Raw genomic sequence first — 23392 nt, forward strand, 5'->3', positions numbered from 1 at the left:
TCTCAGGGGCCGATGAACACGTCGGCGCTGCCAGTGGCGGTCCGGCTGCCACAGGCGACAGGATCGCCGATGCGGGCTGCCTGCTTGCCGTTGCAGAAGACGGTCGGCGAACCGGCCGCCAGTACGCTGGCGTGCGTTTCCGGGATCTCGGGACAGGTGTGCGGAAGCCAAGTGTCGCCTTGGCGGTGAAGGGCTATGCCGTTGACGAAGACGTCGGGACTGGCTTCTGCATTCGGACGCGGTGGCCAGCAGCCGTGACCGGTGCAGAGGTCGCCGAGACGATGCGCAGCGGACATCAGTTCAGGTCGATCCGGGCGGACTTCATCGTGATGCCGCCCGCCGCGATGACGACGCTCGTGTCGCCTGCGGTGATCGTCAGAGCGTTGTCGGCCACAACCATGCGCACGCCCGCATCCTCGAACACATTGGCTTCCATGTTGTCGTTCGGGCTTGGATTGCCGTCGGAGTAGCCGCCGCGGAACATGAGGCCCTGCCGCATGTCACCGGTGGGATTGATCACTCCGACAATCTGGCCCTTCTTCAGCGGCACGCTCGTCTTGCCGGTCTCCGGGTGCGGATACCATGGGCTCAGGAACGGCCCATCAGCGCCTTCCCCAAGCTTTAGCCGGTAGCCCCTCTTCGCATCAATCTCTTCGACCGGGCCGACCTTCAATGCGTTGCCGAAGGCGCTCTTCAGCATCTCGATGTCGGTCTTCATTCCGTACAGGTCGAGCCGCATCAGGCGTCTCCCGCGTCGTCTTCGGTTACGCCCGGGGCCAGTGCAGCCATCTCAGGCGCGGTCAGCCCTTGGCGTCGCTGCAGGATCGTCCGGTTCGGTGCCGAGCCTTCGATGAAGCGGCGCATGGTGGCCGCTTGCTCTTGGTAAACCAGGCTGTCAGACGCCTGCAGCTTGTCGAGGAAGTCAGCGAGTGGGCTTCCGGCCTCCAGCGGCTCACCGCGTACCGGATCGTCCATCAAGGCCACGGAGATGCGGACCTGATGACCAGCAACTCGTTGCCCGTCGTCCGTTGTGCGCCTGGCGCCGATCTCGATCTTCGTGACCCGGTAGTGCAGCCGGCGGTAAATTTCGGCCCATTCGTTGTTCGGATCGGTCAGAGCCTCAACGATCTCGCGCTGAACGATGTCCAGGAAGAATTCGAAGCCACCGTCGGAGGCTGGGATGGACACCCCGACCATTTCGGACGCGCCGGTCTCCTGATCGACGACCGTCATGGCCAAGCTGATCCCGGACTCGATCACCAGCTCGCAGACGCCGTTCTCGACCAGACTACGCCCCGTGATGTCCTCGGCTTTTCCGGTGTCCGTGAACACGGCAACGAACGGCCGATCTTCCGGGGTTCGCAACGTGCCGTTCGCCTGGATGTCCAGCGCACCGTTCGGGCTGTCGAGCACGTTGTCCTCGACGAGTGTGCGACCCTTGATGGCCTCTACCGCTGCGATGCGCAGCGCGATCCTTGCGAGCGACATCAGACCTCTCCGAGCTCAAGCACAAGGCGGGTTTCGCCACGATCATCGACGCGCAGCACTTCCCACCACGGCTTGCCCGGCCGCGAGAGAGCGCAGATGCGGTCCTTCGTCTTGATGGTTGGGCCGCTGTAGACGGATGCATCGATGTGCAGTTCGGCCTTGCCGGCAGCGATTTGAGTTCGCCACGCCTCGCTCGAGCCGCCGGCCACATTCGACTGCTCGCCGCCGCCCACTCGCAGCACGGCAGTGATCTCTGTGACGGCACGCGCCGGGTCGGCGGTGCCGTTCTTCAGGAAGGAAACCCGGATCGGCTCTGCGAACTTGCGGTCGACTGCCGCGAGGACACGTTCACGCAGTGCTTGCGGGTTTGCGGCAACTGGCATGACGATCCTCAATGTGAAACGGGGCCAGCTGGACCGGCCCCGCCGTTCACTTGGCTTCCAGGGCCTTGATGATCTCGACCTTGGTGTCGCCAGCCTTGACCTCGACGCCGCGCCGCTGGGCTTCCGCCAGCAGATCGTCCTTGGTCATGCTGTTGAGGTCGACCGGCTTACCGGCTACGGGCGCCGCGCCCGCAGCCGGCTTGCCGTTCTCGCTGATGTATTCATGGGTGCCGGCGTTCACCGCATCGGCCGCCGCACCATAGCGCAGCGCGTCGATCTCACCGGTGGCGAGGTTCTTTACCTGCATGATCAGTCTCCTCAGTTGCCAGAGATCAGGCGAACGAGCAGGCCCGGGCGCTTCACCATGGGCAGCGGGTTCGACTGGCTATGGATCTTCACCCACCGCTGGAATTCAGGATCGACGGCCTGACGGACGTAGATCTGCTCGCCGAGCGTGTTCACCGTGTCGATGAAGTCGGCAGGCGCCCAGTAGGTGCGGAAGGTGTCGATTGTGCCCATCGGGAAAGCGATGGCTTCGCCGGCCGGGATGAACCGGCGGGAGCCATAGGTGCCGTTCTCCTGCAGGTAGTTGGCGGTGCCACGGTATTCCTCGAACGTCACGCCGCGATGGACGAACTTCTTGCGCACGTCCTGACGCAGCACGTTGAAGGTGCCGTCGTAGTGCGCCCAGGCTTCCTTGACGTTCTTGTGGCTGGTCAGCTTCGCAAACCATTCCGGCGAGCAAAGCACATGCGCGTTGGACATGACCTCGCCATTGAGGTTGTCTTCCATGTAGCCCGACAACTCGTCGATTTTGCCGCCGACGTTCGTGTCTGCGGTGCCAAGGAGGAAGTCGATGCTCTTCTGCGTCACGCCAAACGACGTGAACAGGTTCAGCAGCGAAGAGCCGTCGGAGTCGAGGATTTCGCCTCGCAGAGCGCTTATCCGCATGTGCTCCAGCGTGATCGCATGCTTGCGGCGCATGTTGATCTGCTTGCGGTTCACAACAGTCTGCACGCCCTCGAGCGCGCCATCCTGACCAACTCGCGCGAGGATGTTCTGGACGTCGTCAGCTTTGACGAAGTCGTCGTGCGGAATGTGGAAGGCCGAAAAGACCTTCGCGTTGCGCTGGTCCGGCATGCCAAGCGACGACGGAGCGCCGCGCTCGCGGGTTGGCAGCAGGTTAAGGGTGCCGTTCTCGAATTGCACACCCACGGTGGTCGTCGGGATCGGCTCGTTCTCGAACAGGCCGAGCTCGTTAAGCCGGCCATAGGCGTTCGGAACGATGTTGATCGCAGCGGTCAGCGACGTTGCCGAAAAGGCGTCGTTGCTGAAGATGTCGGCGATGACGGTCATTGATTACGCTCCTTCGCGCACGAGGATCGGCGGATTGAGCGCGCCGAGAGCTGCATGGATGGCTGCGCGTTCGGCAGCCGTGTCGACGTCGGCGCCGTAGCGCAGGCCCTGGTGGACCACCTTCGCCTTACGGGCGACGATGACCGCGGGTTTGTCTGCCGCGGCGTTGACGGTGTTCATCAGGATCCCTGCGGCGGTCTGGCTGCCGTCACTGGCGCCCACTGTGACAGGCTTGTACTTCCCGGTACTTGTGACCTTGCCGAGAACGGTGCCGCTTTCAACGACGCCGCTGCCTGCCGCGATGACGACCTCCTCGACGGAGTAGTCGTGCTCGTATTCCTTCAGCCAGTCGCTGGAACGACGGCCCTCAGTGATGACGGTAGCCATTATGCGGTCTCCTTCTGGCCAAGCAGCTTGCGCATGTTGGCGACCATCGAGGTCGTGCCCTTGGCGGTGGCAGGTGTCGGCTTGCCGGGGGCGTTGAGGCCTTCGCCATTGAGGCGACGGGCTTCGAGCTCGGAGACGTCGTCCGCACGAGCGGTGGCGGCGTCAGCCTTCGGCGCGGCAGCCAGTGCGGCCTTGATGCCGTCCTCGGTCAGGTCCGTGTCGATGAGGTTTTCCGCAAGAGCTTCGCGGCCCTTGACCTCTACGAAGGCCATCACCGTCTTGCGGCGTGTCTGGTAGGCCATCACCGCTTCGCGGCGTGCCCGTTCGATATCGGCGGTGTTCGGCCCGCCCTGGTTCGCTTCCGACATGGAATTCTCCTCTGCTTGTCGGGGGTCAGCGGCGGACGGGGCCGCCATATCGGCATCTTTGCGATGCCAATTCTTCTTTGCCGCCAGCGCCCGCAGGCGCTTCGGGGCATGCGCGTAGGCGCGATAGTCGTGAGGCGCTGCCGCCCGGGCCTTGGTGTCGCCCGGAGCATCGGCAAAGCCGGCGGCGACAGCCTCTTCCGGCGTGAACCACGTCTCCGCTTTCATGAGCGAGCGGCACTCTTCCGGGCTCTTGCCGGACTTGCCCGCGTAGATCCGGGCGAACGAGGTCGCCAGCGTCTCTAGATGCTCGATGCTCTTGGCGTGGGCGTCCGAATTGCCGACCGAGATGTTCTCCGGGTCGTGGATCATCATCGTGGAGCCGAGCGTCATCGTGATCGTGTCGCCGGCCATGGCAATGAGCGACGCCGAGGACATCGCCACTCCGTCTACGACGACATTGGTGGCGCCCTCCCGACGTGACAGCAGCGCGTGGATCGCCGCGCCTTCTGTGGCGATGCCGCCGGGCGAGTTAAGGCGCACGGTCAGTTCGCTGGTGTCGTCGATCTGCGCCAGAGCGATGACCACGTCGGAATACGTGAAGTGATCGTCGAACCACGCATCGCCGACATCGCCGGAAGGCGTGAGCTCTCCGCCGTTCAAAATTGCAGCCATGTGGTGAACCTCAGTAGGGGCGCGTCATCCGGCCCGATATCGCGTAGCGGGTGCGCTTCGGCCGTTCGCCGCGCTCAATCGCGCAGTTGCGCAGTGCTTCGTTCAGCGCCTTGGTGACATCAGACAGAGACGTCGAGGCGAACTTGGTCATGTCCGCGCCGAAACGGGCTTCAGTGACCATCTCGCCTGCGAGGATAGCGGCCTCGACCTCCCGCAGCATTGTCGCCCGCGCGCACCAGTCGACCTTCCGCGGGTCCGGTTCGTCGACCATCAGGCTTCTTCCTTCGCCGGCTGTCGGTTGCCATCGGCCGCCATGCCGTTCGGGCCGGCGCCACCGGTGGAACGACCGAACGGGTGCGGGATGCCACGCTTCGCAAGCGCCGCCATCTCGCGTTCGATCTGGGTGGCGTTCTCTTCCCAATCCCTGCCGTACTCGGCGCACTCGTCGGCTAGGCTCGACAGGCCAGTCTCTAACCGCAGCTTTGATGCCATCGCGCTTTTGTAGTCGTCGGCGGTAGGCTTGGCGGGGCCCTGCCATTCTGCCCAGACCACGCGCTGCCGATTGGCGAGGAACGCCTGATAGCCGCCCTTCATGGGGATACGGCCCTCGGCAATGCTCTCTTCAAGCCACCGCTCGTAGACGGCCTGGGCGAAGGGCGCCGCAATCCGCTCGCGCCGCCGCATGACGATGGGCCAGATGGACGAGATGCCCATGCGCACCGACGAATACGATGCTCCTGTGTGGTCCATCGAGTACGACTCGAGGGTGATACCGAGGCGCCGGGCCACTTCCTGCTGCAGGTTCTTGGAGAACGGCAGGTAGTTGGACCCAGGCGTCTGCGCGGTGAGAAACTGCAGCTCCTCGCCGGGCCCGATGTGCGCGATGCGGGCCGTGTCCGAGAGGTTCACGCCCCCGCTCTTCAGCGCGTTGATGCGCTGATCCCAGACGCCAATCAAATCCTGCTGCAGTGCGCCGACATAATCCGCCCAGGCGACGGGGCCATCCTCAAACCCGTCGGGCATCTCGGTGTCAGCCAGCGTCTGGATTGCTCCGAATGCGTCGGCGCTAGGTTCCGGGCTCTTGATCGTGGCCGCAAAGATCGTCTGGAGCAAAGCCGTTGCGAGCGTTGCGTCGGCCAGCTGGTCGGATTGAGACATGACCCTCAAGACGGGCGCCATCACCGAGATGCCGCGCGGGCTTCCAGGATTGTCGCCGCGGTCCATGAGGTGAACGACGTCGCGCGCTGGCACCGCGCTTTCCACGTCGATGCCGGACTCACGGCGTCGGAAACCGTAGAACTGCGCCCGCCCCAGAGCGTCGTGATAGATGCCTTGCTCAAGGCCTTCGAACTCGCGCGTCGTGCGGGGAAGGCGATGCGGCGCGACAAGCGAAACTTTCGTGCCAGTCTCCAGGCCAAGCGTTCGGCGACGGCGCACCGTGAGGTAGTCGAAGACGCCGAAGGCTTCGCCGTAAGCCAGATAGTGCCGGACGACGGCGTCGAGCATTTCGGCCACCGTGGACTTGCCCGCCAGGTCACACTCGGCGGGGTTCCACGCGTAGCGTCGCCACTGCGCTTCAACGATGCGGCACCAGGCCGACCGCTCCTCTTCGGTGTACCCGAGCGCCGCCAGATCCGGGCGGGCGTTCAGCTTGAGCTCGGTGCCGATGGTATCCGAGATGATCTGATCGGCAGCGCCGGCCAGCCAGCCGGAATTCTGCATGAAGTCGAGCGCCAGCGCCGAAGCGCGTTCTGCCGCCTCGAGCACGTCCACCTTGGCGTCGCGCGTCACGGCGCGGCGCATGCCCAGTATCCCGCTGCGGTCCGGGCGCAGATACCTTGCTGTCGGACGGTTCGGTCGCGCCAAGGGCTCGACGTCACGGGCCGAGCGCGCCGGCACGCGATATCGTGGCTTGGCTTCGACCATTCAGCGGTGTCCTACCTGTAGGCGCCCCAAGAAGCGCGGGATCTCTTAGATCTGGTGGGCTGCGCAGCGGGCGCGGCGCCCACACGCTCGGCGTCGTTTTCAGCCGTGATCTGCTCGCCTGGTTCACGCTCTGGCGCTTTCACCGGCTTAACCTGCCGGCCAGCTGCACGAAGCCTGTTCGGCAGCGATAATCGGGCCGCCATGCCGTACACGAAGCAGTCCAGCGCCTCGTTGCGGATGCCCTCGGCTTTTGGGAACCACTTGCGGAACTCGCGGCCCGACTGGAACACCGAAACCGCCTTCTCCGACGTCAACTGCTCGAAGTAATCCGAGCTCAGCCCCTCGTGCGGGAAGTGAATTGCGAACGGCACCGGCTCGCCCAGGTCATCGGGCTGGATCATCAGCCGAGAAGCTAGCGCGTCCTTGGCTGTGTCCACGCCCACGATGTAAAGGCGGTCTCCGGAGTTCTTCGTCCGGCTCGGCGTTTTGGGCCAGATCAGCTTGGAGCCTTCGGGGCCATTTCCTCGGCCCGCGATGGCGTAGATCCGTCGGCTTTTCCTGGCCCTGCAGAACGCATGGACCATCTCGCCGCGGTGACCTCCGCTGTCGATGCATCCGGCTTGCGGAACCAGACGCCGGCCGTCTTCGGTCAGGAAAGGCTCCTTCACCAGCTTGTCGAGCGTGTCCCAAACTTGCTTCTTCGCAGTGTCGCCGAGCAGCACCTCGTGCTTGAGGACCCAGCACTCTTCGTCGGCGCCCCATCCCTGAAACGTCACTTCGATGCGGTCATCTTGCGTGTCAGCGCCCCAGACGATCAGCTGGACCGCAGCGGGCACGCTCTCTGCGCTGTAAGGCTCGATCCGTTCGGCCAGCGCCTTGGGGTCTAGCCTCTCGACCTTCTCTTTCCAGACTTCGGCCAGTGCGGTGTTCGTGAACTTCCGCAGCTTCTCCCGGCTCCTGTGAGCGCCGAGCCATTCGCGTACCACGGCGGATAGGTCGTGCCTGGTCGAATAGAGCTTCGACACCTGGAAGCTGGCATGGCCGCCGTACATCGACGGCTTGCCGCAATCCGTGCAAAGCGAACGGCCCTTGTCGTTCCATGCCGTAGGTGACTGCTCGACACCGCAGCACTTGAACTGCTTCGTCTGGCGCCAGCCCTTATCCGGCTGCTCCCCAAGCGAGCGCAGCGCGTGGACGCGTTCAGCCTCGGACCATCCGATGCCGCAGCCGCGGCAGTGATACCGCACCGTTTCCGGCAGATGATTGCCGTCGGCGTCCTTGTCCCAAAGCACCGTCTGAGGTGACCAGACGAGCGTCTGTTCCTCTTGGCAGTGGGGGCAGATCACGAAGCACTTGCGCTGGTCTCCGGCTAGGTACTCCTGCCAGATGATTGATGATGTCTCGTCGGACGGCGAGCAGGCCCGAAGGTTCTTCCGGCGCTTCTTGAAGGTCGACGAGCGCTCTTCCGCCAATTGCAGAGGCGGCCCCATGCCGCTCGCGTCCGCCGGGTACAGGTCGATCTCGTCGCAGATTGTGATGCGCTTCGGGCGTGATGCCAGATCCACCGCGGAGTTCGCCCCGACGAAGTCCAGCATCCCACCTGGGTATTCCTTGTGCGTGATGGTCACGCCGCTGTCCCGCGACTTCGGATCCGGGACAAGCGCGGCGATGGCCGGCGTCACTTCGCGGGTCGGGGCAAAGCGCTCCTTGGAGAACGACTCCGCCAGCTTCTGCGTCGGCTGCACGAACAGGATCGAGGATGGATCCTGATGGATGAAGTAGAGCGCCGTCGTCAGCAGCCATTCGGACTTCACGAGCTGCGTGCAGGCCATCAGCGTGACGGTCTGGGTATCGGGCTCGGTCACCGCCAGCATCGGCCCGAAAGCCACGGGCACTCGCGAGGTTTTCCACTTGCCCGGGTTCGCGCTGTTCTGCTTCGCGACGTACCGGTACTCGTCAGCCCATTCGATCAGATTAAGCTTCGGCGGCGGCCTCAAGGCCTCCGCTCTCGCCTTCCTGAGCCGTGTCCTCAGACGCGTACTCGCTGTCTGCTGAGAGCTCATTCAGGATTTCCGATACCTTGGTCGCAAGCAGCTCCTCGATCTCGGATGCCTGCAGGTGCTCGAGGTCGCCGGCTATGTCGCCAGGCATCGACGAGAAGTTCGCCCGGATCGTCGCGTACTCGGCCTCGACGACGGCGCCGACCGCCTCGACGAGGACGTATTCACCGCGCCGGATGGCCAGATCCATTTCTGCGAGGGCCGCTTCTGCTGCCGTCTTCCGGCGCCGGGCTTCCTCGATGTCCATTGCGTTCGTGTCGCCGGTCGCAGCCAGCGCCACCTGCTCCTCACGCCAGCGCGCAACGGCAGCGGTGTTGTAGGTGGAGGCCTTGCCCTTGCCGCCCTTGGCCACGATTGGGAGGCCTTTTCGCTCCCAGGCGCGCACGGTCACCACCGTGATGCCGAACAGCGCGGCGAGATCCGCCTGAGTGACGTTTCGACCCGTTCCGACGACTGACATGGAGACCCCTTGAGACCTTCGCCCAGCTAAGCCAGTTGCGCGAAGTCCCCGACTGTCAGTGCGAGCCTACCGCGCACGCTGCCATGGGCGTCGAAGGTTTCGCTCGCGACCCTATGCAAATCTTGGGCGGTGAGCGATAGGCGATCGATTACCGCCTGCACATCGCGGGAGATCAATATCCGGATGACGAAACCGGTGGCGGTGTCCTTCATCAGGATAGCTGGGATCATCCCCTCGGGCGCCGCTTCTCTAATAGGTGTGAGCGGCATCAGGACGTGGTCCACGGACAGACCGAACCCTACGAAGAGGCACGTCGCCAAGAGGCTAGCTAGGTCACGGAACCGGGAAAGCAAACCCAACTTTGATAAAGCTGGGCCTAGCTGTATTTCGGGGTCTCGCGCCCGCTAGGGTTTGCGCTCCCCGCATACGGTCCCTGAACCGGGGGTCAGCAAGGAGTCGGGACGGGGAAGAGCAGAAAAAGGCAAGTTACGAAACCCGCTATCAGAGAGACAGCTGCAATGAGCATTGCACCGTTCATGAGCCGGCCGTTCCGCTTCATTCCTTTGAAGTTGTCTTCGATGCCTTGATTGAAGAAACACAGGTTGATGCTTTGGATCTCTCTTGCCGTGGTGCCCCTCGCCAGTTCCTCTTCGAAGGCATCCGGTTGATTGCCGGGTGCAGTCATACGGATCGAGCGAGCGCCGCACATCGCAACGATCATGGAGAGTAGAAGCCCTGCAGCCACCGACAGCGCGACAACGCCGAACGGTCGCATTCCATCGTCACTCGCTAGGATTAAAGTTACGCCCGCAGCAACGAGCCCAGCAGCAGCTGCTGCGATCACGCTCGAAAAGGCGACAGCTCTTGCGTCGGCCGCGGTGCTCAAGGCGAGTTGCGCTTGAAGCATGGACTCGGCACTTCGATTCAGTTCTTCTAGAACCTTATCGTCGGCACCGCTTAGCTGCTCCGGAGTGATCGCCATGGAACCCTCTATTTACACGCAGGCTAAGAACAAGACGATCATCCACAAAAGTAGCACCGAGACCGCCAAGCCCATTAACGAGAGCACCGGTCCCGGCAAGAAAACCAATCCTAACACGTCAACGGAAAAGGGCTCAGGCGGCAAGGGCAAGAACAGCAAATAGTCTAACGATCACGACAGCACGCCCTTGGTGATCAGCTTCAGGTGCTTGGCGATCTTCTCGTCCAGCTTCGTGCTGCCGATCCGTTGGAACGTCTCAGCCGTGGTGCCCTTCACCATCTCGCGTGGGATGATGACGCCGGACTTCACCTTCCGGATCGGGAGGCGCCCGAAGCTGGTTCGTTCGAAGACGTGGCCGCCTTTGCCGATGTCCTTCCGGTTCGGAAACTTGCCGCCCTTCATGAACGTGCCGTCGTACACTTCACGCCGGCCGAACGGCGCTGCTGAAACACCGCCGCGCGTCTCGCGCGCACCGAAGTGCTTGAGGCTGATGTCGCCACCGCTCCCGGTCAGCTTGTATTCCAGTGTACCGGAAGACGCCTTGCTCTCTCGCAAAGCCTTGCGTGTGGTCTTCACCTTCAGGCCGGTCTGCTTTGCGAGCGCGCGTCCGGTTGCCGTCTTGGTGTCTCGGCCTGCTTCGTTCAGCGCGCGGCGGTAGCCGTTGCGGGCTTTGTTCTCGCCCAGGATCTCGACCGCCTCGTCGAACCGCTCAAGTCCATTGCCCCGGATCGTCAGCCTCAGCGCCATGTGCTTGCACCTTGAACACTAGCGTTCGGTCGGCGCGCGTCGCATCGTGGCGCGTTGCCCGATCACAGGAGGATCCCATGCATTTCGAAGTGCTTCAGAACGCGCACAGTCAGTGGCACTGGCGGCTCAAGGCCAGCAACGGCCGGGTCATTGCGGATGGAGCGGAAACCTATGTTCGCCGTGAAGACTGCATCCATGGCCTGCTGCTGGTCGCAGAGGTGAACGACGACACGCGGGTTCAGGCAGGAACCATAACTTCGCTCTTGGGCGGCGAGACGGTCGGGTCGCTCCGCAGGAACGAGCGACCCCACGCGCTGAACCTTTGACAACCAGAAAAGCCGCCCGCAGATTTCTCCACGAACGACCAAATAATCGTACCCATTACGATAATAATGCTTGAAGCAGCGTAATCACTACGCTATAACAATCTCACCGGGGCGCAGTGCACCGGCAACTGAAAGGGGGTGAAGTGCATGAAGCTTCGGATCGTCCGAATTGAAATAAAGCTGCTGATCGCGAGTCTGCTGCTGATCTTCAAGTAGGACACCAAGGGGGCCGGGAGAAATTCCGGCCTCCACCCGAAGGGTTCGCACTTCACCCCTTGCCGAGGAGATTAGCATGGCACCCGAACAGTTCAAGGCATGGCGCGCGCACATGAAGCTTTCGCAGGCTAAGGCCGCAGACGCGCTCGGGATCTCCAAAGGCTCCATCGAGCACTACGAAGCCGGCAAGACCCGCGACGGCCGCCCTGCGCCTGTGCCAAAGACCGTTGCTCTTGCCTGCGCCGCGCTCGCGCTCGGCATCACCTCGTACGAGGGGCCAACGGCGTAACGGCTCAGATGATGATGGTGGAATGGTCGGGAGCGCCCAAGTCGCTATTTCCGACGTTCCTCCTTTGTCCCACATCAGCTGCCACCTGTCAACGGCCCGTACTCGGCGGAACTGGCTGCCAATGGCCCCGGCGGTCTACCTTCCATTCCTGCGCGCCAGACAGATCTCCAACTTCACGAGAAACCGCCGGCTTCCTTGCCCGCGATCCAATGGCGTCAACGCCCCATACCGCGATCAAATCGTCAAGCGCCTCGCGGAAGCGCCCCGAAACATACGCGCGAGCCGCTCGCTGGCTTTGCGCAGGGCAGCGCCTGGCTAAATCGTCAATGCTCACCGCTTCTCCGATAACGACGCGCAGCAAGGCTGCGCTCCGCGTGCCCAGTTGCTGGCCTACATCCTCTAGAGTGCGCATAGCCTGCCTGGTCCGATCTGACGGCTGATGCGCGGCGATCTGGCCGCCGTCTACCGGCTCAAGCATAGGGTTCGTCGCCCGCAGCGGGCTGACTTGGGCTTGCTCGTACAACCTCCGGAACCGCTCACCTGCAAAGACCTGCGACGGCGAGAGATGCTTGCGCGCCACCATGTGCTCGAAGGGGCTTTCGCGGGTGTTGCACATGACGGTCAAGACGGCGCCGGCTTCGAAAGGATCAGGCACTTCCTTGAAGCCCTTTTCGAACGGGCGCTCGTTTTGCTCGCCCGGCCGCTTGCGGCCTACCTTCGCGCGCGTCTCGCGTGCACGTGCATGTGCGAGGTGTGGGTGCGCGTCGACGTTCGCCTTGCCTGCGGTATTCATGCTGCTTTCGTCTCCGCTTGAAGGGCATCGTTCCAGTCGAGGCCGGGATCGATCGGCAATTCCACGCGGGCCTTCAGCGCGCGCTGTCCGGCTGCGAGGCGATGGGCAAGGGCGTATGCCGCTGACTGCCCGCCGAATTTCTCGTCGTTGTCGCCGAACACGTAGATTTCGGCTGCGCACTCTGGCGGCTCCCAGCCCATCAGCATGGCGCTGTTCACTGCCGCCCAGCACGGGATGCCCCAGATGATCGCCGCAGACAGGGCGGTCTCGATGCCCTCGGCTATCCCCATGATCGGCGCCGCTGGCGCGAGACGGATTGCAGAGCCCTTTTCGATCTTGCCTGGCATGATGCGGCGCGGATCGGAGACCGGCGCTTTCTGCCCGTCATTCGTCAGGTATGTGCGATGGATCGTTGCTGGCTTGCCGTCCGGGGCAGTCACCTTCGCCAGCATCGCCGGGTGATAGGTCGAGCTCCCGCCTTCCACGAAGAGGCAGCTTTCCGCATGCCGCAGCACGGTCGGGAACTCCTGCAAGCGGATGCCTCGGCGTTCCAGGTACGCCGCCACGGGATCGCCGTGCACGAGAGGCTTGGATCCCGACCAGAGGCGGTTCATGGCCTCGCGCAGCGCCACGTCGGAGCGCGCCACCTTCGGAGCGGTGCGGGGCATGTTTTCGACGAAGGTCTCGATCTCGGCCGCGACCTCCCTGAAGTCCAGTTTCTTGACGCCCATCGCCAGTGCGAAGCCGTCCCCCGCGCCGCACTGCGAGCAGATCCAAGTGCCGCGGCCTTCCTTGTCGTCGAACCGGAAGCGGTCGCGACCAACGCAGATGGGGCAGGGGCCATGCTTCCCGGTCAGGTAACGGGCATCGACACCGAAGCGCGGAAGGATCTCGCGCCATCGGCCCTGACAGCGATCACGCGCGGGCGCTGTCATAGGCTGCCCCCTGACGCCGCTGCTTGGCTTCCTGGCTCTTCGCGTAGGCGATGGCCATGGACTTGATCTTCGACAGCAGCCCGGCGCTGGGCTCTAGCTCCGGCACGCCCGTGTAGGCGTTGGGCCACACCCCGGTGATGTCCCGGAAGATGTTCGATGTCCGGCCTTGGCTGCACCGCACCCGGCGCTGATAGCCCTTCAGCTGCCCGTAGAGCTCCGACTTCTCAGCAGCGGTCCACTGCTTGGCCTTTGGCTTCTTGCTAGCCTTCACCTCGGCGAGCGTGCCGTCCTCGCATTTCACCGTGGATTGCAGTTGCGGCTTGAACCCGCACGAGGGGCATTCCGACAGCCCAACCGGCTTGAGGAAGGAGCACGATGGGCATTCCTTCGGAAGCCGTTCCTCGCGTGCCCGGCTTTCGCTGGCGGATGCCTTTCTCGGCTTGCCGTCGTCGAGCTCGGCATGATGGATGTCGGTTACAAAACCGAGCTTCAAGGTTGTGTCGCTGTGGTCGAGGATCAGGCAATCGGACTTGCCGTCAGCGATGCGCAGGCCACGGCCGATCATCTGCACATAGAGCATTTCCGAGCGGGTCGGACGGGCAAGCACGATGCACCGCACGTCCCAGTCCACGCCCGTCGTCATGGTTCCGACGTTGCAGACCACGCGGACATCGCCGGCATGGAAAGCCCTCTCGATAACCTCGCGGTCGTCCTTCGACGTGTTGGCGTCGATGTAGGCGGTGCTCACGCCAGCCTCGACGAAGCGGTCCCGCAAGTGCCGGGCGTGAGCGCAGTCGACCGCGAAGACGAAGGTGGGCCGATTTTCGCCGAGGCGGCGCCATGTCTCGACCACGTCGGCGGTGAGCGCGGGCTTGTCCATCGCCTCGGATAGATCGCCCTCGTGGTAGTCGCCGGCCTTGGTGCGCACCCCGCTCAGATCGGGATGCGTCGGGGCGAAGGTGCGGAACGGGGCGAGGAAGCCGCTGTCGATCAGATCCTGCGCGGTGGTCGGCGTGATCAGATCGTCGAAGTGCTTGCCGAGCCCTTTGGTCCAGGGCGTGGCGCTCAGCCCGACGAACGGGATGCGCTGCCATTCCGGGCGCGCCATCCATTCCGCATAGAACTGGAACCAGCGGTGCGCCTCGTCGATCACGACGATGTCGGCCTCGGGGATTTCCCGCTTCTCGAGCGATTGGACGCTGGCGACCTGCACCGGCTGCCGGCTGTTCGTCATCTCATGGCGCGCCTGGATCACGCCGACATCGCGGATGCCCTCGTTCCAGAATGCGCCGACGGTCTGGTCGATCAGCGACAGCGCCGGCACGCAGAAGATGACGCGCTTGTTCTTGCGCAGGGCCCCGTCGACAATAGCGGCTGCAAGGAGCGTCTTTCCAAAGCCTGTTGGTGCCTGGATCATCGGCCTGCGCTTGCCCCCGGCCAGTGATTGGCGGAGCTGCGCGATGGCGTGTTCCTGATGCGGCCGGAGTTCGCGGATCATGCCGACGCCCTCCGGGGAAACGGCACGACTTCGGCGGCTCGCGTGTGAGCGCTATCAGCAACCCCGGAACAACTGAGGTTCACGCCTTGGCTAGGAAGATCTGTTACTTCCTTGTTTATTCCCCGGAACTCGGGTTCCGCTTGTAACGACCCCACAGTTCCGGTTGGAGAATTGGATGCTGGCGGTAGTAGAGTTCCGCTTGTAACGGTCCTTTCAACCGGAACTGTGGACCCGGGTGCATCTCGCGCCTGCTTGGCTTTCCTGATGTCGGCCCCAGACACATCGAACATGCGGTGCATCGACAGGATGATGTTGTCGGACATCCGCCCCTTGCGGCCTCTGCTCCTCGGCATTCGCACGATCAGTCCCAAGGCTTCGAGCAGGGCCAGAGACTTCCGTATCTGCCGCTCGGACAGCCCCAGATCTTCGGCGAGCGTCGCCTGTGCGACGAAGGTGAGCCCGTCGTTGTTCGCGCGGGTGGCGAGGGCATTGAGCAGGGATTTCAGGTGCGGCTTGCCTATCCGCTGCCGCCGCGCCCACAGGATCGCTGTCGAGCTCAAGCCGTGGTGTCCGCCGCGAACACGTCGGGCCGCAGATCGTGGCGCTTCACCTTGCCGCCGGTCAGCTCCTCGATCTTGGGGGCATGCTGCGCGGGTACTCCTTTCTTGGAGTGCCAGAGCCAGTACCAGACTTGCGACTGGCTCACCCCAAGCCCTCGTGCGAGCTTGCACTGGCTGGTGGCCTCTTTGATTGCCGTCTCGAGCGCTTCTTTCCGGGTCATCAGTGCCTCATACCGAAACCACCGATCAGTACACCGAAACCTTTATTAACCGCAACCTCGGTTGAGCGCCGCGACCGCCTAGACGGCAACCGAAAAATTGTTTATTCGGTTATCCCCATGAAAAAGCTGAAAGATCTGGTGCGCGAGCGCCGCGAAGAATTAGGCCTCTCCCAGGCGCAGCTCGGCGCGTTGGCGGGCATGTCCCAGCAGGGCATTGTCTCCATCGAAGCCGGGGCGAGCCAGCGGCCTCGTAGGCTGTTCCAACTGGCAGCGGCTCTGCAGATGCCGGCCGAAGACTTGGCTGCAGTGACAAGCGGCGCCTCTCACGCGAGCGATTTCGTCCTCGAGAAGGATGGGGACGAATTGATTGCCCGCCATCGCCCGCGGCCACGACCCGCTCCAGACCTTGGCCCGGCGACTGCGGTGCAGACGATGGCGCCGTTCAACTTCGCTGCCATGCCCAGAGACGTGCCCGTGCTGGGAACGGCTTCGGGCGGCACGTCCGGGGACTTCCTCATGAACGGGGACACCATCGACTTCGTGCGCCGCCCGCCAGGCGCCGCGACGCTGAAGGGCACGTTTGCCCTCTACGTCACTGGCGCCAGCATGTATCCCCGTTTCGACGAGGGGCAGCTGGTCTACGTCTCATCGGCCCGTCCTCCGGCCATCGGCGATGACGTGATCGTGGAGCTGCACCCGGAACATGATGGGGAAGCCGGGCGCGGGTTCATCAAGCGGCTGAAGAAGCGGACGCCCACCAAAGTCGTGGTCGAGCAGTTCAATCCCGCGACCGAGATCGAGTTCGACGCCGACGAAGTGAAGCAGATCCTCCGCATCATTCCGTGGACTGAATTGCTGGTCGTGTGAAAAAAGTAGTCGGTACACCGAAAACACGGTTGACCGAAATATCGTTAATCCGGTAATCCTGATTTCGGTAGCAGTGCTTCGTTGCTGCGACGGAGATCAGGGCCATGGCGAACAAGCCTAAGCGCGACCCCAGCAACAGGGTTCAGGACGTTCTCACGCAAGCCCTGCTGATGGCGGTCGCATTCGGCGTCCCGTTCTTCGGCCTGGCTCATTGGGCGCGCTGGTCTGCGGAGAACCTTCCGCAATGACCGTGATCCCCCGGCCTACAATCTCCGACATCGCGCTTGCCGAGTTCCAGAGCGAGCCGCGCGCCAAAGACACAGACCTTGGCCGCAAGCTGGGGATGCCTCGCCCGCGGGGTATCCGCGAGTTGATCAAGCGGCATCGGGTCGAGCTCGAGGCCTTCGGCGATTTGGTCGAAACCGAAGCTGCGACCCACGGCGGCACGCGCCGTACGGTAGGGCGCGTGTATTGGCTGAATGAAGAGCAGGCGCTTCTGATCTCCACGAAATCGGATGCTCCGCTCGCGGCTGAAGTTCGGCAGATGCTGATCCGCGTCTTCGTGGCCTTCCGGCGCGGCCACCTGGTTCCAGCACTGCCTCTGGCTCCCGCAGAGGCGGCGCGAGCCGTGACCGAGACCTTCGGTGCGTACTTCGACGCGGCCACCCGATTTCTTGGCCTCGACCGAAATCAAGCAGCCCTCTGCGCCGATAGGGCCACGAAGGCGGCAACCGGCGTGACCATGCTCGGGGCAATGGGCGTCAACTATCTGGAAGCGCCGAACCAGTCGGCGCTCGTCACCCCCACGCGCATCGGACAGGAAATCGGCCACCGCACCGGCTCACCCATGTCAGCGAGGAAGGTGAACCTCGCCCTGATGAATATGGGCCTGCAGATCTTATCGCCGGGCGGCACATCCAATTGGGAGCCCACAGAGAAGGGCAAGCACTTTGGCGGGCGGATGGTCGACGTGCCCCGCGCCAACACCGAGGGCAACGCCCAGCAGCTTCTATGGCCGCTCAGCGTTGCTCAGATCGTCTTCGGGGCGGTCGCCACGAACTTTGAAGCCCCAGAGGCCAATCAGGCCTGAAGGAAAGGCGACGGCGGGGTCTGCCGGCAAGCTCGATCCCCGTCGTCGTCCCCACCGGTGCCGTCAGTGACGACAGCACCTCATGCGCACCATGGCTAAGGAGCAGCCAAGATGAACGACGTGCAGACTACTACAGCAAAGGCCACCGCGAAAGAAGAGGGCGCAAACTGCCCTGTGACATCACTGCTTCGGCTGGTTAACGAATGGTCCGAGGAGCATGACCGCCTTGACTGCCTCGGAAAGGCTGGCGCGACAGCATTGAACGAGTGCTGGCGCGAGAATGCTCAGGTAGTTCTGATGGAACGGGTCCTGAGCGCGCCGCTCGCGATGGCCTATCTACCGGCCCGTTCTCTTGAAGGCGCGGTGTCTAAGCTCATGATCGCCGCCACGATCTACGAAGACCTGCCAGACGAGGATGAGAACGAGCGGTTCGTCCGGGAGCAGAGGTTCATCGCAGCCTCGTTCTTGGCCGATGCGACGCGATATTTCGTTGAGGCTCACGGCATCGACTTCACGCAGACGGCAGTTAACCGCCACCTGAGCATGAGGCGGTGGCCGGATCAGGCTATCGCGGTCGCCAAGACGATCACCGACATCACCGTCGATGACGACGCCACCTACCAGAAGATCTCGGGCACGTTCCTCGGGTTCCAGGGAGGTGTCGCAAATGCGTGAGCGCTCCGTCGGTCTCAAAACAGTCGATATCGCGGACCGCATCCACGACGTGATGGATAGCATTGCTCTGGTACAAGCTGCGCTTCCCGCCATCGCGGACAGTAGCGCTCATGGCCGCGCCAGCGACGCGGCTGACGCCGTGCTTGAGGCTGCAATCACGACCTTGGGGGCACTTGCCGGCGAAATCCACGTGGAAGGAGCGGCACAATGACCGCGATCCCTGACAGCGCGGCCAAAGCGCCGATGCATCCTATCGACGAGCTGTTCATGGTCCGGTGCCGCATCGCAGTTGCGGCTGCGTCTCTTCCACAAGTGGGGGGAGATCAAGAGCGGCATATCCTGCTCGGCGTGGAGGAGATCCTAACCGGCGCGCTCCGCGATCTGGAAGCGATTGCTCGCCGGATCGGGAAAGGCGTTGCCGCATGACCGCCGCGACCACGCCCCCGCCGCTCTCTACCGGCTTAAGCGACCCGCGCCTTGCCATCACCACGAAGCAGGTGTCGGAGCTCGATCAACTGATCGGCGAACTACATCACCGCCTTCGTGCCATGTCCGCGATCTTCGACCGGGTTTCGGATCTGGCGGACGAAAGTGAGGGTCACCACCTCACGTCCGATGACATTCATGGCTTCGACTGGCTGCTCTCGGGCGCCAATCGCGCCGTGAGAAAGCTCAATGACCTGTTCGAGAGCGATGTCTACAACGCCGTGGTCGAGGCGAACTTCAAGTCGGACCTCGCGGCGATCCCCCGCGCCAAGGTTGTGAAGGGCGGTCGCGAATGAGCGCCCTTCGCCCCATCGCGGCTGTGTCCGCAGCTACCATCGAACCCGGCGTGATCGGCGGGGCTAAGCCCATCTTCGAGTGGGTGGAGCCCGCGAGTCTTCTGGTGGATGAAACCTACCAGCGGAACCTGTCCGAGAAGTCGATCCGGCTCATTCGGCGCATTGTCGCCGGGTGGGATTGGAACCGGTTCAAGCCGCCGGTCGCCGTCATCACAGACAACGGCCTGGAACTGATCGACGGGCAGCACACGTCCATCGCGGCAGCCACGCATCCCGACGTGCACCAGATCCCGGTGATGATCGTCGAGGCTGCCGACCGTGCCGACCGTGCGGCGGCGTTCCTCGGCCATAATCGGGACCGGCTGAACGTCACGGCACCGCAGATGCACGTCGCTGCGGTGACAGCCGGCGAGAACCACGCCGTCGCGGTGGACCGCATCTGTCGGGCCATCGGCATCGAGGTCTTGCGCACGCAGCCGAAGACCTTCCGGCCACGCCAGACGATTGCGGTGTCTGCGATCACCGCGCTGGTGAAAGCCCGCTCGGAGGAGATCGCCGTCCGCGTGCTGGTGGTGCTTGCCAATGCCCTCGTCGCGCCGATCCGGGGCGATCAGGTGAAGGCGGTCGACCTCCTGCTGACCGACGAGCAGTTCGCGCCTGAGATTGCCGAGGACAAGCTGACGGAGGTGATCCGCGGCATGGGCGTGGAAGCTGCGGATCAGGAGGCGAAGACCTTCGCGGCCACGCACAAGGTGCCGGTATGGCGGGCGCTGGCGAGCGTGTGGTTCCGCGACCGCAACAAGCGGTGGCCGAAGGGCAACGTGGAGCCGCCGAAAGGGGAGGCCATCACGGCCCTTCCTTCACCATCACCCACGCGCCCTACGACGCGGCCCGTGACCATCCCTGACGACATCAAGAAGGACATGCGCGAGGAACTGCCGGCTGCCGGCTGGCGCTCGGGCGTCCATATCCGCCGGTGCTCAAAGTGCGACAGCCGCTTCCACGGGCACCCCACAGCCACGACCTGCGCCGACTGCGCATATGAAGGAGCCGAGGTATGACCTCTCTCTACCGCAAGCCCGGCCTCGTCACGATCCCGGATGATCCCATGATGGTCGAGATCGAGCCCGGCGGCCGGCGTGTCGCAGAGCTTCAGACCATTGAAGAATGCGAGGGCGCGCAGCTCACGCTTATGGCCGCCATTTCCGACATCGGGAGCCAGATCGGCCTGGCCGAGGATCGCCGACAGGAGAATGCCGGGCGCCACGAGGATCTGCGCTGGCTCCGCTCGGCTCAACGGGCCCAGCGTATCAAGAAGGTGGCTCTGCAGGCCGTCCAAACCCGCATGGCTCAGATTAAGCGATCCCTTCCGGGTGCGGGTGGCATGACAGCGAAGCTGCAGGCGGCCCTCGTGGAGATCAATGCTGAATTCGGCGAGGCAGCCGTGCGCCGGTGTTTCGACCGCGCCCGGGCCAAGAACCCTGACCTCTGGACTGGGGGTGAAGCATGAGCAACGTCGTTCCGCTTTTCTCGGAATCGAAGCTGTACCTTCAGGTCGGACGACTCCGCGCTTCCGATGGCACCAGCGGTGACCGCTACGGCGTGATCTGCGTTGAGGCTGACGGCAGGTGGCACTGGTGGAGCGAGTTCTTTCTGACGGAAGCGACCGCCCACATCGAAATGAGGCGGCTCGCAACTGAGGCGGATATGTTCTTCCGCCCTGATGTCCTCGCTATCGGCGAATGGGATGGTCAGCCGCCGAGGTCCGCAGCATGAGCGCCGTCCGCGACGCCATCGCCGCGCACCTTGCGCTGATCGAGCACGACGAGACGCTGTTCAACGACGACGACGACATGATCGCGTGCCCGGCCGAGGTTGAAGCCAGTGAGCGCGCCTGCCTCGCATCGTTCAACAACCTGATGGCCGCGCCGTGCCTTACGCTCGAGGATGTCCGGGCCAAGGCGGATTATCTGCTGCACGGCACAATCGGCGAGCGCAAGCCGGTGCTGGACGATCTGACCGGGCCTGAAGGCAGCGACGTGAACGATCCGGCTGGGCCGCTCGTCGCGTTCCTGAAATCACTGGCTGGCGATGGAGCGTTCGACGGCGCTCCCACCGCAGAGGAGGAATGGATCACTGTCCATGACGAAGGCAGCGCCTTCGACTTCGACAAAATCCAGATCACAACGCGCGAGCGGCTGAGCAAAAATCTCGTGCCCATCGCTTATGTGGAGATCGGCTTCTCTGAGGCGATGAACGCCGAGCAGCGCGGGTGCGCGGATCTGATCGTCCGTTCTGTGAATGCCAACCTTTCGCAGGTGCGGTCGTGAAGTTCGCATGGTGCACAGCCTGCCTCTTGGTCGCGTACGAATGCGCCAAAATTGCTTGCGGCGGTCGACCGCAGTTTCTCTTCGCACCTGGCATGATCTGGCTGTGGTGGGTTGTCTGCGGCTGGTGGGTCATCACCGCCATCTGCACGGTGCGGGTGAAGGTCAGCTTCCGGGTAGACGAGGGCGGCGCGGGATGAGCCAGACGGAGGTAGACCTTCAGCAGCAGGGCCTCTTCCCGTGCGATGCGGAGGTGGCCCGGCGTCTCTCCATGGGCGCCGACAAGTTCCGGCGCCTCGCCCCTGCGCTGGAACGGGCAGGGTTTCCCACACGCGATCCACTGGTCGGTAACCGTTATTGGCCTGCGGTGAAAGCTTTCTGGGATAACCGCTACGGGCTCGCTACTCTCCGGCCATCCGTCCACGAGGACGGGGAGGAGAACCTTGATGCGCTTAGAGGCAGATGAGCCTGTCAGAGCGCCCGGGCTGAAGCCCCGAGCGAATTCTGACGGCAGTCGAAGATACTACTGGTACGCCCCGAAAGAGGCGGTGGCCCTCGGCTACGAAAGCAAAATCGTGCGGATCGCGGGCGATGACGGCGACGTTGTCGGCCGCGCGCTGATCGCTCAGGAAGCAGGCCGGCTGTCATCCGATGCCGCGGCTTGGCTGGATCAGCAACGAACAGGGAGCGTTCGATATGATGGCTCCCTGGGTGCCCTTGTGCGGCTATACCAGAACCACGACGCCAGCCCATACCACGAGCTGAAGTGGAACACCCGTCGGACCTATGACCACGAGCTCAAGCTGATCAGCACGGCCTTCGGCAAGCGGCAGTTGGCGGCGCTCAAGATCGACGACTTCCGGCGCTGGTACGCCGAGGCCAAGACACCGGCGAAGCCCGGAGGGGTCGAGCACGTCCGCAAGGCTCACGGCATCATCAACATGCTGCGCAGGATCTTTGCGTTCGGGGTCACCGCCGAGGTGCCGCAATGCAATCGCCTCGACGCCATCCTGGCGCGGGCTCGCTTCAAGCAGCCGGCACCATCCCGTGAGAAGCTGACGCGCCAGCAGGTCGAGGCTTTCATACCGAGGGCACGAGCAGCCGGACGGCTCAGCCTCGCGATAGGCACCGCCCTTCAGTTCGAAAGCACCTTCCGCCAGCGTGACGTGATCGGGGAATGGGAGCCCATCCCGGCCGGCACGACGCCCAGCGGCATCGTCCTAAACAAGCGCCGGTGGACGCTCGGCATCACGTGGGGCGACATCCGGCCCGACTGGACGCTGGAAAAGCTGACCTCGAAGAACGGCCAGTTCGTCGGGCACGACCTGAAGCTCTACCCGATGACCTTGGCGCTCCTGATGGAAGTGCCGGAAGCTTCCCGCATCGGGCCGCTGATCATGGATGAAGTCGAAGGCCGGCCATATGCAGAGTTCGCATATGCTCGCGAGTGGCGGGTGATCGCAACCGAGGCGGGCATTCCGAAGACGGTCTGGAACATGCACGCGAGGGCAGGCGGCATCAGCGAAGGCGACGAAGCCGGCGCGGATCTGGACGCCATCGGGCATCAGTCGGGCCAGACCCTTCGCGCCACCACGGCGCGGTACGTGCGCGGCACCATCGAGAAAACCCGTAAGGTCGCCAACCTGCGGAACGCTCATGTCGAGCGGGGTCAGAACGGCGGGTGAACAACCCCGAGGCACGCGCGAGGCACGCGGGGCACGTCCAGTTCAGCGGTAGGGTGTTAACCCCTTGCTCTATCTAAGGAAACTTGGAGCGGGCGATGGGAATCGAACCCACGACATTCAGCTTGGGAAGCTGACGTTCTACCTCTGAACTACGCCCGCGCAGGCCGGACACTAAAGGGGGCTGGCGCCCTCGGCAAGCGCTCACCCGGTTTTGCGGTAATCCCTATACCACTCGACNGTTCTACCTCTGAACTACGCCCGCGCAGGCCGGACACTAAAGGGGGCTGGCGCCCTCGGCA

Annotated in this window: 35 protein-coding genes and 1 tRNA gene; 15 read left to right on the plus strand and 21 right to left on the minus strand. The window is 63.6% G+C overall.

All coding sequences use genetic code 11. The annotated features are described in order from the left end of the window. Window positions 1–2 precede the first annotated feature (2 nt). The 15 genes from SCD90_RS09550 to SCD90_RS09620 form a co-directional block, all read right to left on the minus strand. Window positions 3–296 carry a PAAR domain-containing protein gene (locus SCD90_RS09550; RefSeq protein ID WP_319844447.1) on the minus strand — a complete coding sequence of 98 codons (294 nt, stop codon included), beginning with the start codon at window positions 294–296 and terminating at the stop codon, window positions 3–5. Next, window positions 296–739 carry a baseplate assembly protein gene (locus SCD90_RS09555; RefSeq protein ID WP_319844448.1) on the minus strand — a complete coding sequence of 148 codons (444 nt, stop codon included), beginning with the start codon at window positions 737–739 and terminating at the stop codon, window positions 296–298. The genes SCD90_RS09550 and SCD90_RS09555 overlap by 1 nt, the downstream gene beginning before the upstream one ends. Further along, complete coding sequence (locus SCD90_RS09560; RefSeq protein ID WP_319844449.1) at window positions 739–1488, minus strand: hypothetical protein; 750 nt, start codon at window positions 1486–1488, stop codon at window positions 739–741. The genes SCD90_RS09555 and SCD90_RS09560 overlap by 1 nt, the downstream gene beginning before the upstream one ends. After that, entirely contained in the window at window positions 1488–1871 is a 384-nt protein-coding gene (locus SCD90_RS09565; protein ID WP_319844450.1) for a hypothetical protein, read from the minus strand. Before SCD90_RS09565 ends, SCD90_RS09560 begins: the two co-directional genes overlap by 1 nt. A 46-nt stretch (window positions 1872–1917) precedes the next feature. Then, entirely contained in the window at window positions 1918–2178 is a 261-nt protein-coding gene (locus SCD90_RS09570; protein WP_319844451.1) for a hypothetical protein, read from the minus strand. A gap of 11 nt (window positions 2179–2189) precedes the next feature. Next, entirely contained in the window at window positions 2190–3227 is a 1038-nt protein-coding gene (locus SCD90_RS09575; RefSeq protein ID WP_319844452.1) for a major capsid protein, read from the minus strand. A gap of 3 nt (window positions 3228–3230) precedes the next feature. Then, window positions 3231–3614 carry a head decoration protein gene (locus SCD90_RS09580; RefSeq protein ID WP_319844453.1) on the minus strand — a complete coding sequence of 128 codons (384 nt, stop codon included), beginning with the start codon at window positions 3612–3614 and terminating at the stop codon, window positions 3231–3233. After that, window positions 3614–4654: a head maturation protease, ClpP-related gene (locus SCD90_RS09585; RefSeq protein WP_319844454.1), complete on the minus strand. Its 1041-nt coding sequence runs from the start codon at window positions 4652–4654 to the stop codon at window positions 3614–3616. The genes SCD90_RS09580 and SCD90_RS09585 overlap by 1 nt, the downstream gene beginning before the upstream one ends. Window positions 4655–4664: 10 nt before the next feature. Continuing rightward, window positions 4665–4925: a hypothetical protein gene (locus tag SCD90_RS09590; protein ID WP_319844455.1), complete on the minus strand. Its 261-nt coding sequence runs from the start codon at window positions 4923–4925 to the stop codon at window positions 4665–4667. Continuing rightward, a complete protein-coding gene (locus tag SCD90_RS09595; protein WP_319844456.1) occupies window positions 4925–6580 on the minus strand; it encodes a phage portal protein in 1656 nt (551 codons plus the stop codon). Before SCD90_RS09595 ends, SCD90_RS09590 begins: the two co-directional genes overlap by 1 nt. Before the next feature lie 11 nt (window positions 6581–6591). Then, complete coding sequence (locus tag SCD90_RS09600) at window positions 6592–8577, minus strand: phage terminase large subunit family protein (RefSeq protein ID WP_319844457.1); 1986 nt, start codon at window positions 8575–8577, stop codon at window positions 6592–6594. Further along, window positions 8555–9100 carry a terminase small subunit gene (locus tag SCD90_RS09605; protein ID WP_319844458.1) on the minus strand — a complete coding sequence of 182 codons (546 nt, stop codon included), beginning with the start codon at window positions 9098–9100 and terminating at the stop codon, window positions 8555–8557. Before SCD90_RS09605 ends, SCD90_RS09600 begins: the two co-directional genes overlap by 23 nt. Before the next feature lie 26 nt (window positions 9101–9126). Beyond that, window positions 9127–9312 carry a hypothetical protein gene (locus SCD90_RS09610; RefSeq protein WP_319844459.1) on the minus strand — a complete coding sequence of 62 codons (186 nt, stop codon included), beginning with the start codon at window positions 9310–9312 and terminating at the stop codon, window positions 9127–9129. A 233-nt stretch (window positions 9313–9545) separates the two neighbouring features. Then, window positions 9546–10082: a hypothetical protein gene (locus tag SCD90_RS09615; RefSeq protein WP_319844460.1), complete on the minus strand. Its 537-nt coding sequence runs from the start codon at window positions 10080–10082 to the stop codon at window positions 9546–9548. A 171-nt stretch (window positions 10083–10253) separates the two neighbouring features. Further along, on the minus strand, window positions 10254–10829 hold the full coding sequence (locus tag SCD90_RS09620) for a hypothetical protein (RefSeq protein ID WP_319844461.1): 576 nt from the start codon (window positions 10827–10829) through the stop codon (window positions 10254–10256). Window positions 10830–10906: 77 nt separating this feature from the next. On the opposite strand from SCD90_RS09620, the gene SCD90_RS09625 reads away from it, so the two are divergent. Further along, window positions 10907–11155, plus strand: a complete 249-nt coding sequence (locus tag SCD90_RS09625; RefSeq protein ID WP_319844462.1) for a YegP family protein — start codon at window positions 10907–10909, stop codon at window positions 11153–11155. A 292-nt stretch (window positions 11156–11447) separates the two neighbouring features. Beyond that, window positions 11448–11660 (plus strand): helix-turn-helix domain-containing protein, encoded by a 213-nt coding sequence (locus SCD90_RS09630; RefSeq protein WP_319844463.1) that lies wholly within the window; start codon window positions 11448–11450, stop codon window positions 11658–11660. A gap of 88 nt (window positions 11661–11748) precedes the next feature. Here the strand turns inward: SCD90_RS09630 and SCD90_RS09635 are convergent, their stop codons facing one another. The 5 genes from SCD90_RS09635 to SCD90_RS09655 are packed head-to-tail and all read right to left on the minus strand — an operon-like array spanning window position 11749 to window position 15667. After that, window positions 11749–12453 (minus strand): DUF6456 domain-containing protein, encoded by a 705-nt coding sequence (locus SCD90_RS09635; protein ID WP_319844464.1) that lies wholly within the window; start codon window positions 12451–12453, stop codon window positions 11749–11751. Continuing rightward, window positions 12450–13388, minus strand: a complete 939-nt coding sequence (locus tag SCD90_RS09640) for a DUF7146 domain-containing protein (protein WP_319844465.1) — start codon at window positions 13386–13388, stop codon at window positions 12450–12452. Before SCD90_RS09640 ends, SCD90_RS09635 begins: the two co-directional genes overlap by 4 nt. After that, the gene (locus SCD90_RS09645; RefSeq protein WP_319844466.1) at window positions 13369–14886 is read right to left on the minus strand and encodes a DEAD/DEAH box helicase; all 1518 of its coding nucleotides are present in this window, start codon (window positions 14884–14886) and stop codon (window positions 13369–13371) included. Before SCD90_RS09645 ends, SCD90_RS09640 begins: the two co-directional genes overlap by 20 nt. After that, complete coding sequence (locus tag SCD90_RS09650) at window positions 14883–15446, minus strand: helix-turn-helix domain-containing protein (RefSeq protein ID WP_319844467.1); 564 nt, start codon at window positions 15444–15446, stop codon at window positions 14883–14885. The genes SCD90_RS09645 and SCD90_RS09650 overlap by 4 nt, the downstream gene beginning before the upstream one ends. Further along, complete coding sequence (locus SCD90_RS09655) at window positions 15443–15667, minus strand: transcriptional regulator (RefSeq protein ID WP_319844468.1); 225 nt, start codon at window positions 15665–15667, stop codon at window positions 15443–15445. Before SCD90_RS09655 ends, SCD90_RS09650 begins: the two co-directional genes overlap by 4 nt. Before the next feature lie 117 nt (window positions 15668–15784). Between SCD90_RS09655 and SCD90_RS09660 the strand changes: the two genes are divergently transcribed. The 13 genes from SCD90_RS09660 (at window position 15785) to SCD90_RS09720 (ending at window position 23093) form a co-directional block, all read left to right on the plus strand. Continuing rightward, window positions 15785–16534 (plus strand): helix-turn-helix domain-containing protein, encoded by a 750-nt coding sequence (locus SCD90_RS09660; protein ID WP_319844469.1) that lies wholly within the window; start codon window positions 15785–15787, stop codon window positions 16532–16534. Between the two features lie 104 nt (window positions 16535–16638). Next, window positions 16639–16782: a hypothetical protein gene (locus SCD90_RS09665; protein WP_319844470.1), complete on the plus strand. Its 144-nt coding sequence runs from the start codon at window positions 16639–16641 to the stop codon at window positions 16780–16782. Beyond that, complete coding sequence (locus SCD90_RS09670) at window positions 16779–17624, plus strand: hypothetical protein (RefSeq protein WP_319844471.1); 846 nt, start codon at window positions 16779–16781, stop codon at window positions 17622–17624. The genes SCD90_RS09665 and SCD90_RS09670 overlap by 4 nt, the downstream gene beginning before the upstream one ends. A 111-nt stretch (window positions 17625–17735) precedes the next feature. After that, a complete protein-coding gene (locus SCD90_RS09675) occupies window positions 17736–18299 on the plus strand; it encodes a hypothetical protein (RefSeq protein WP_319844472.1) in 564 nt (187 codons plus the stop codon). Then, entirely contained in the window at window positions 18292–18510 is a 219-nt protein-coding gene (locus SCD90_RS09680; protein WP_319844473.1) for a hypothetical protein, read from the plus strand. The genes SCD90_RS09675 and SCD90_RS09680 overlap by 8 nt, the downstream gene beginning before the upstream one ends. Beyond that, the gene (locus SCD90_RS09685; RefSeq protein ID WP_319844474.1) at window positions 18507–18725 is read left to right on the plus strand and encodes a hypothetical protein; all 219 of its coding nucleotides are present in this window, start codon (window positions 18507–18509) and stop codon (window positions 18723–18725) included. Before SCD90_RS09680 ends, SCD90_RS09685 begins: the two co-directional genes overlap by 4 nt. Then, a complete protein-coding gene (locus tag SCD90_RS09690; RefSeq protein WP_319844475.1) occupies window positions 18722–19081 on the plus strand; it encodes a hypothetical protein in 360 nt (119 codons plus the stop codon). The genes SCD90_RS09685 and SCD90_RS09690 overlap by 4 nt, the downstream gene beginning before the upstream one ends. After that, a complete protein-coding gene (locus SCD90_RS09695) occupies window positions 19078–20142 on the plus strand; it encodes a DUF6551 family protein (protein WP_319844476.1) in 1065 nt (354 codons plus the stop codon). Before SCD90_RS09690 ends, SCD90_RS09695 begins: the two co-directional genes overlap by 4 nt. Beyond that, window positions 20139–20591, plus strand: a complete 453-nt coding sequence (locus tag SCD90_RS09700; RefSeq protein ID WP_319844477.1) for a hypothetical protein — start codon at window positions 20139–20141, stop codon at window positions 20589–20591. The genes SCD90_RS09695 and SCD90_RS09700 overlap by 4 nt, the downstream gene beginning before the upstream one ends. Continuing rightward, a complete protein-coding gene (locus SCD90_RS09705; protein ID WP_319844478.1) occupies window positions 20588–20857 on the plus strand; it encodes a hypothetical protein in 270 nt (89 codons plus the stop codon). Before SCD90_RS09700 ends, SCD90_RS09705 begins: the two co-directional genes overlap by 4 nt. After that, complete coding sequence (locus SCD90_RS09710) at window positions 20854–21411, plus strand: hypothetical protein (protein WP_319844479.1); 558 nt, start codon at window positions 20854–20856, stop codon at window positions 21409–21411. Before SCD90_RS09705 ends, SCD90_RS09710 begins: the two co-directional genes overlap by 4 nt. A gap of 193 nt (window positions 21412–21604) precedes the next feature. After that, the gene (locus tag SCD90_RS09715; protein WP_319844480.1) at window positions 21605–21874 is read left to right on the plus strand and encodes a hypothetical protein; all 270 of its coding nucleotides are present in this window, start codon (window positions 21605–21607) and stop codon (window positions 21872–21874) included. 82 nt (window positions 21875–21956) lie between these two features. Further along, entirely contained in the window at window positions 21957–23093 is a 1137-nt protein-coding gene (locus SCD90_RS09720) for an integrase (RefSeq protein WP_319844481.1), read from the plus strand. An 84-nt stretch (window positions 23094–23177) separates the two neighbouring features. Here SCD90_RS09720 and SCD90_RS09725 read toward each other — a convergent pair. After that, window positions 23178–23252, minus strand: a tRNA-Gly gene (locus SCD90_RS09725). Window positions 23253–23392: the final 140 nt, after the last annotated feature.

Source organism: Terrihabitans rhizophilus (genome assembly GCF_033898525.1).
Taxonomy (GTDB): Bacteria; Pseudomonadota; Alphaproteobacteria; order Rhizobiales; family Methylopilaceae; genus Flaviflagellibacter; species Flaviflagellibacter rhizophilus.

What these genes read in the sequence shown, in the direction of transcription:
- SCD90_RS09645 (WP_319844466.1), bottom strand. Translation starts at nt 14,886, where the DNA reads ATGATCCGCGAACTCCGGCCGCATCAGGAACACGCCATCGCGCAGCTC.
- SCD90_RS09640 (WP_319844465.1), bottom strand. Translation starts at nt 13,388, where the DNA reads ATGACAGCGCCCGCGCGTGATCGCTGTCAGGGCCGATGGCGCGAGATC.
- SCD90_RS09630 (WP_319844463.1), top strand. Translation starts at nt 11,448, where the DNA reads ATGGCACCCGAACAGTTCAAGGCATGGCGCGCGCACATGAAGCTTTCG.
- SCD90_RS09570 (WP_319844451.1), bottom strand. Translation starts at nt 2,178, where the DNA reads ATGCAGGTAAAGAACCTCGCCACCGGTGAGATCGACGCGCTGCGCTAT.
- SCD90_RS09665 (WP_319844470.1), top strand. Translation starts at nt 16,639, where the DNA reads ATGGCGAACAAGCCTAAGCGCGACCCCAGCAACAGGGTTCAGGACGTT.
- SCD90_RS09610 (WP_319844459.1), bottom strand. Translation starts at nt 9,312, where the DNA reads ATGAAGGACACCGCCACCGGTTTCGTCATCCGGATATTGATCTCCCGC.
- SCD90_RS09670 (WP_319844471.1), top strand. Translation starts at nt 16,779, where the DNA reads ATGACCGTGATCCCCCGGCCTACAATCTCCGACATCGCGCTTGCCGAG.
- SCD90_RS09555 (WP_319844448.1), bottom strand. Translation starts at nt 739, where the DNA reads ATGCGGCTCGACCTGTACGGAATGAAGACCGACATCGAGATGCTGAAG.
- SCD90_RS09695 (WP_319844476.1), top strand. Translation starts at nt 19,078, where the DNA reads ATGAGCGCCCTTCGCCCCATCGCGGCTGTGTCCGCAGCTACCATCGAA.
- SCD90_RS09660 (WP_319844469.1), top strand. Translation starts at nt 15,785, where the DNA reads ATGAAAAAGCTGAAAGATCTGGTGCGCGAGCGCCGCGAAGAATTAGGC.
- SCD90_RS09550 (WP_319844447.1), bottom strand. Translation starts at nt 296, where the DNA reads ATGTCCGCTGCGCATCGTCTCGGCGACCTCTGCACCGGTCACGGCTGC.
- SCD90_RS09595 (WP_319844456.1), bottom strand. Translation starts at nt 6,580, where the DNA reads ATGGTCGAAGCCAAGCCACGATATCGCGTGCCGGCGCGCTCGGCCCGT.
- SCD90_RS09690 (WP_319844475.1), top strand. Translation starts at nt 18,722, where the DNA reads ATGACCGCCGCGACCACGCCCCCGCCGCTCTCTACCGGCTTAAGCGAC.
- SCD90_RS09605 (WP_319844458.1), bottom strand. Translation starts at nt 9,100, where the DNA reads ATGTCAGTCGTCGGAACGGGTCGAAACGTCACTCAGGCGGATCTCGCC.
- SCD90_RS09675 (WP_319844472.1), top strand. Translation starts at nt 17,736, where the DNA reads ATGAACGACGTGCAGACTACTACAGCAAAGGCCACCGCGAAAGAAGAG.
- SCD90_RS09575 (WP_319844452.1), bottom strand. Translation starts at nt 3,227, where the DNA reads ATGACCGTCATCGCCGACATCTTCAGCAACGACGCCTTTTCGGCAACG.
- SCD90_RS09615 (WP_319844460.1), bottom strand. Translation starts at nt 10,082, where the DNA reads ATGGCGATCACTCCGGAGCAGCTAAGCGGTGCCGACGATAAGGTTCTA.
- SCD90_RS09700 (WP_319844477.1), top strand. Translation starts at nt 20,139, where the DNA reads ATGACCTCTCTCTACCGCAAGCCCGGCCTCGTCACGATCCCGGATGAT.
- SCD90_RS09585 (WP_319844454.1), bottom strand. Translation starts at nt 4,654, where the DNA reads ATGGCTGCAATTTTGAACGGCGGAGAGCTCACGCCTTCCGGCGATGTC.
- SCD90_RS09685 (WP_319844474.1), top strand. Translation starts at nt 18,507, where the DNA reads ATGACCGCGATCCCTGACAGCGCGGCCAAAGCGCCGATGCATCCTATC.
- SCD90_RS09635 (WP_319844464.1), bottom strand. Translation starts at nt 12,453, where the DNA reads ATGAATACCGCAGGCAAGGCGAACGTCGACGCGCACCCACACCTCGCA.
- SCD90_RS09655 (WP_319844468.1), bottom strand. Translation starts at nt 15,667, where the DNA reads ATGACCCGGAAAGAAGCGCTCGAGACGGCAATCAAAGAGGCCACCAGC.
- SCD90_RS09560 (WP_319844449.1), bottom strand. Translation starts at nt 1,488, where the DNA reads ATGTCGCTCGCAAGGATCGCGCTGCGCATCGCAGCGGTAGAGGCCATC.
- SCD90_RS09580 (WP_319844453.1), bottom strand. Translation starts at nt 3,614, where the DNA reads ATGGCTACCGTCATCACTGAGGGCCGTCGTTCCAGCGACTGGCTGAAG.
- SCD90_RS09715 (WP_319844480.1), top strand. Translation starts at nt 21,605, where the DNA reads ATGAGCCAGACGGAGGTAGACCTTCAGCAGCAGGGCCTCTTCCCGTGC.
- SCD90_RS09620 (WP_319844461.1), bottom strand. Translation starts at nt 10,829, where the DNA reads ATGGCGCTGAGGCTGACGATCCGGGGCAATGGACTTGAGCGGTTCGAC.
- SCD90_RS09705 (WP_319844478.1), top strand. Translation starts at nt 20,588, where the DNA reads ATGAGCAACGTCGTTCCGCTTTTCTCGGAATCGAAGCTGTACCTTCAG.
- SCD90_RS09565 (WP_319844450.1), bottom strand. Translation starts at nt 1,871, where the DNA reads ATGCCAGTTGCCGCAAACCCGCAAGCACTGCGTGAACGTGTCCTCGCG.
- SCD90_RS09625 (WP_319844462.1), top strand. Translation starts at nt 10,907, where the DNA reads ATGCATTTCGAAGTGCTTCAGAACGCGCACAGTCAGTGGCACTGGCGG.
- SCD90_RS09680 (WP_319844473.1), top strand. Translation starts at nt 18,292, where the DNA reads ATGCGTGAGCGCTCCGTCGGTCTCAAAACAGTCGATATCGCGGACCGC.
- SCD90_RS09710 (WP_319844479.1), top strand. Translation starts at nt 20,854, where the DNA reads ATGAGCGCCGTCCGCGACGCCATCGCCGCGCACCTTGCGCTGATCGAG.
- SCD90_RS09590 (WP_319844455.1), bottom strand. Translation starts at nt 4,925, where the DNA reads ATGGTCGACGAACCGGACCCGCGGAAGGTCGACTGGTGCGCGCGGGCG.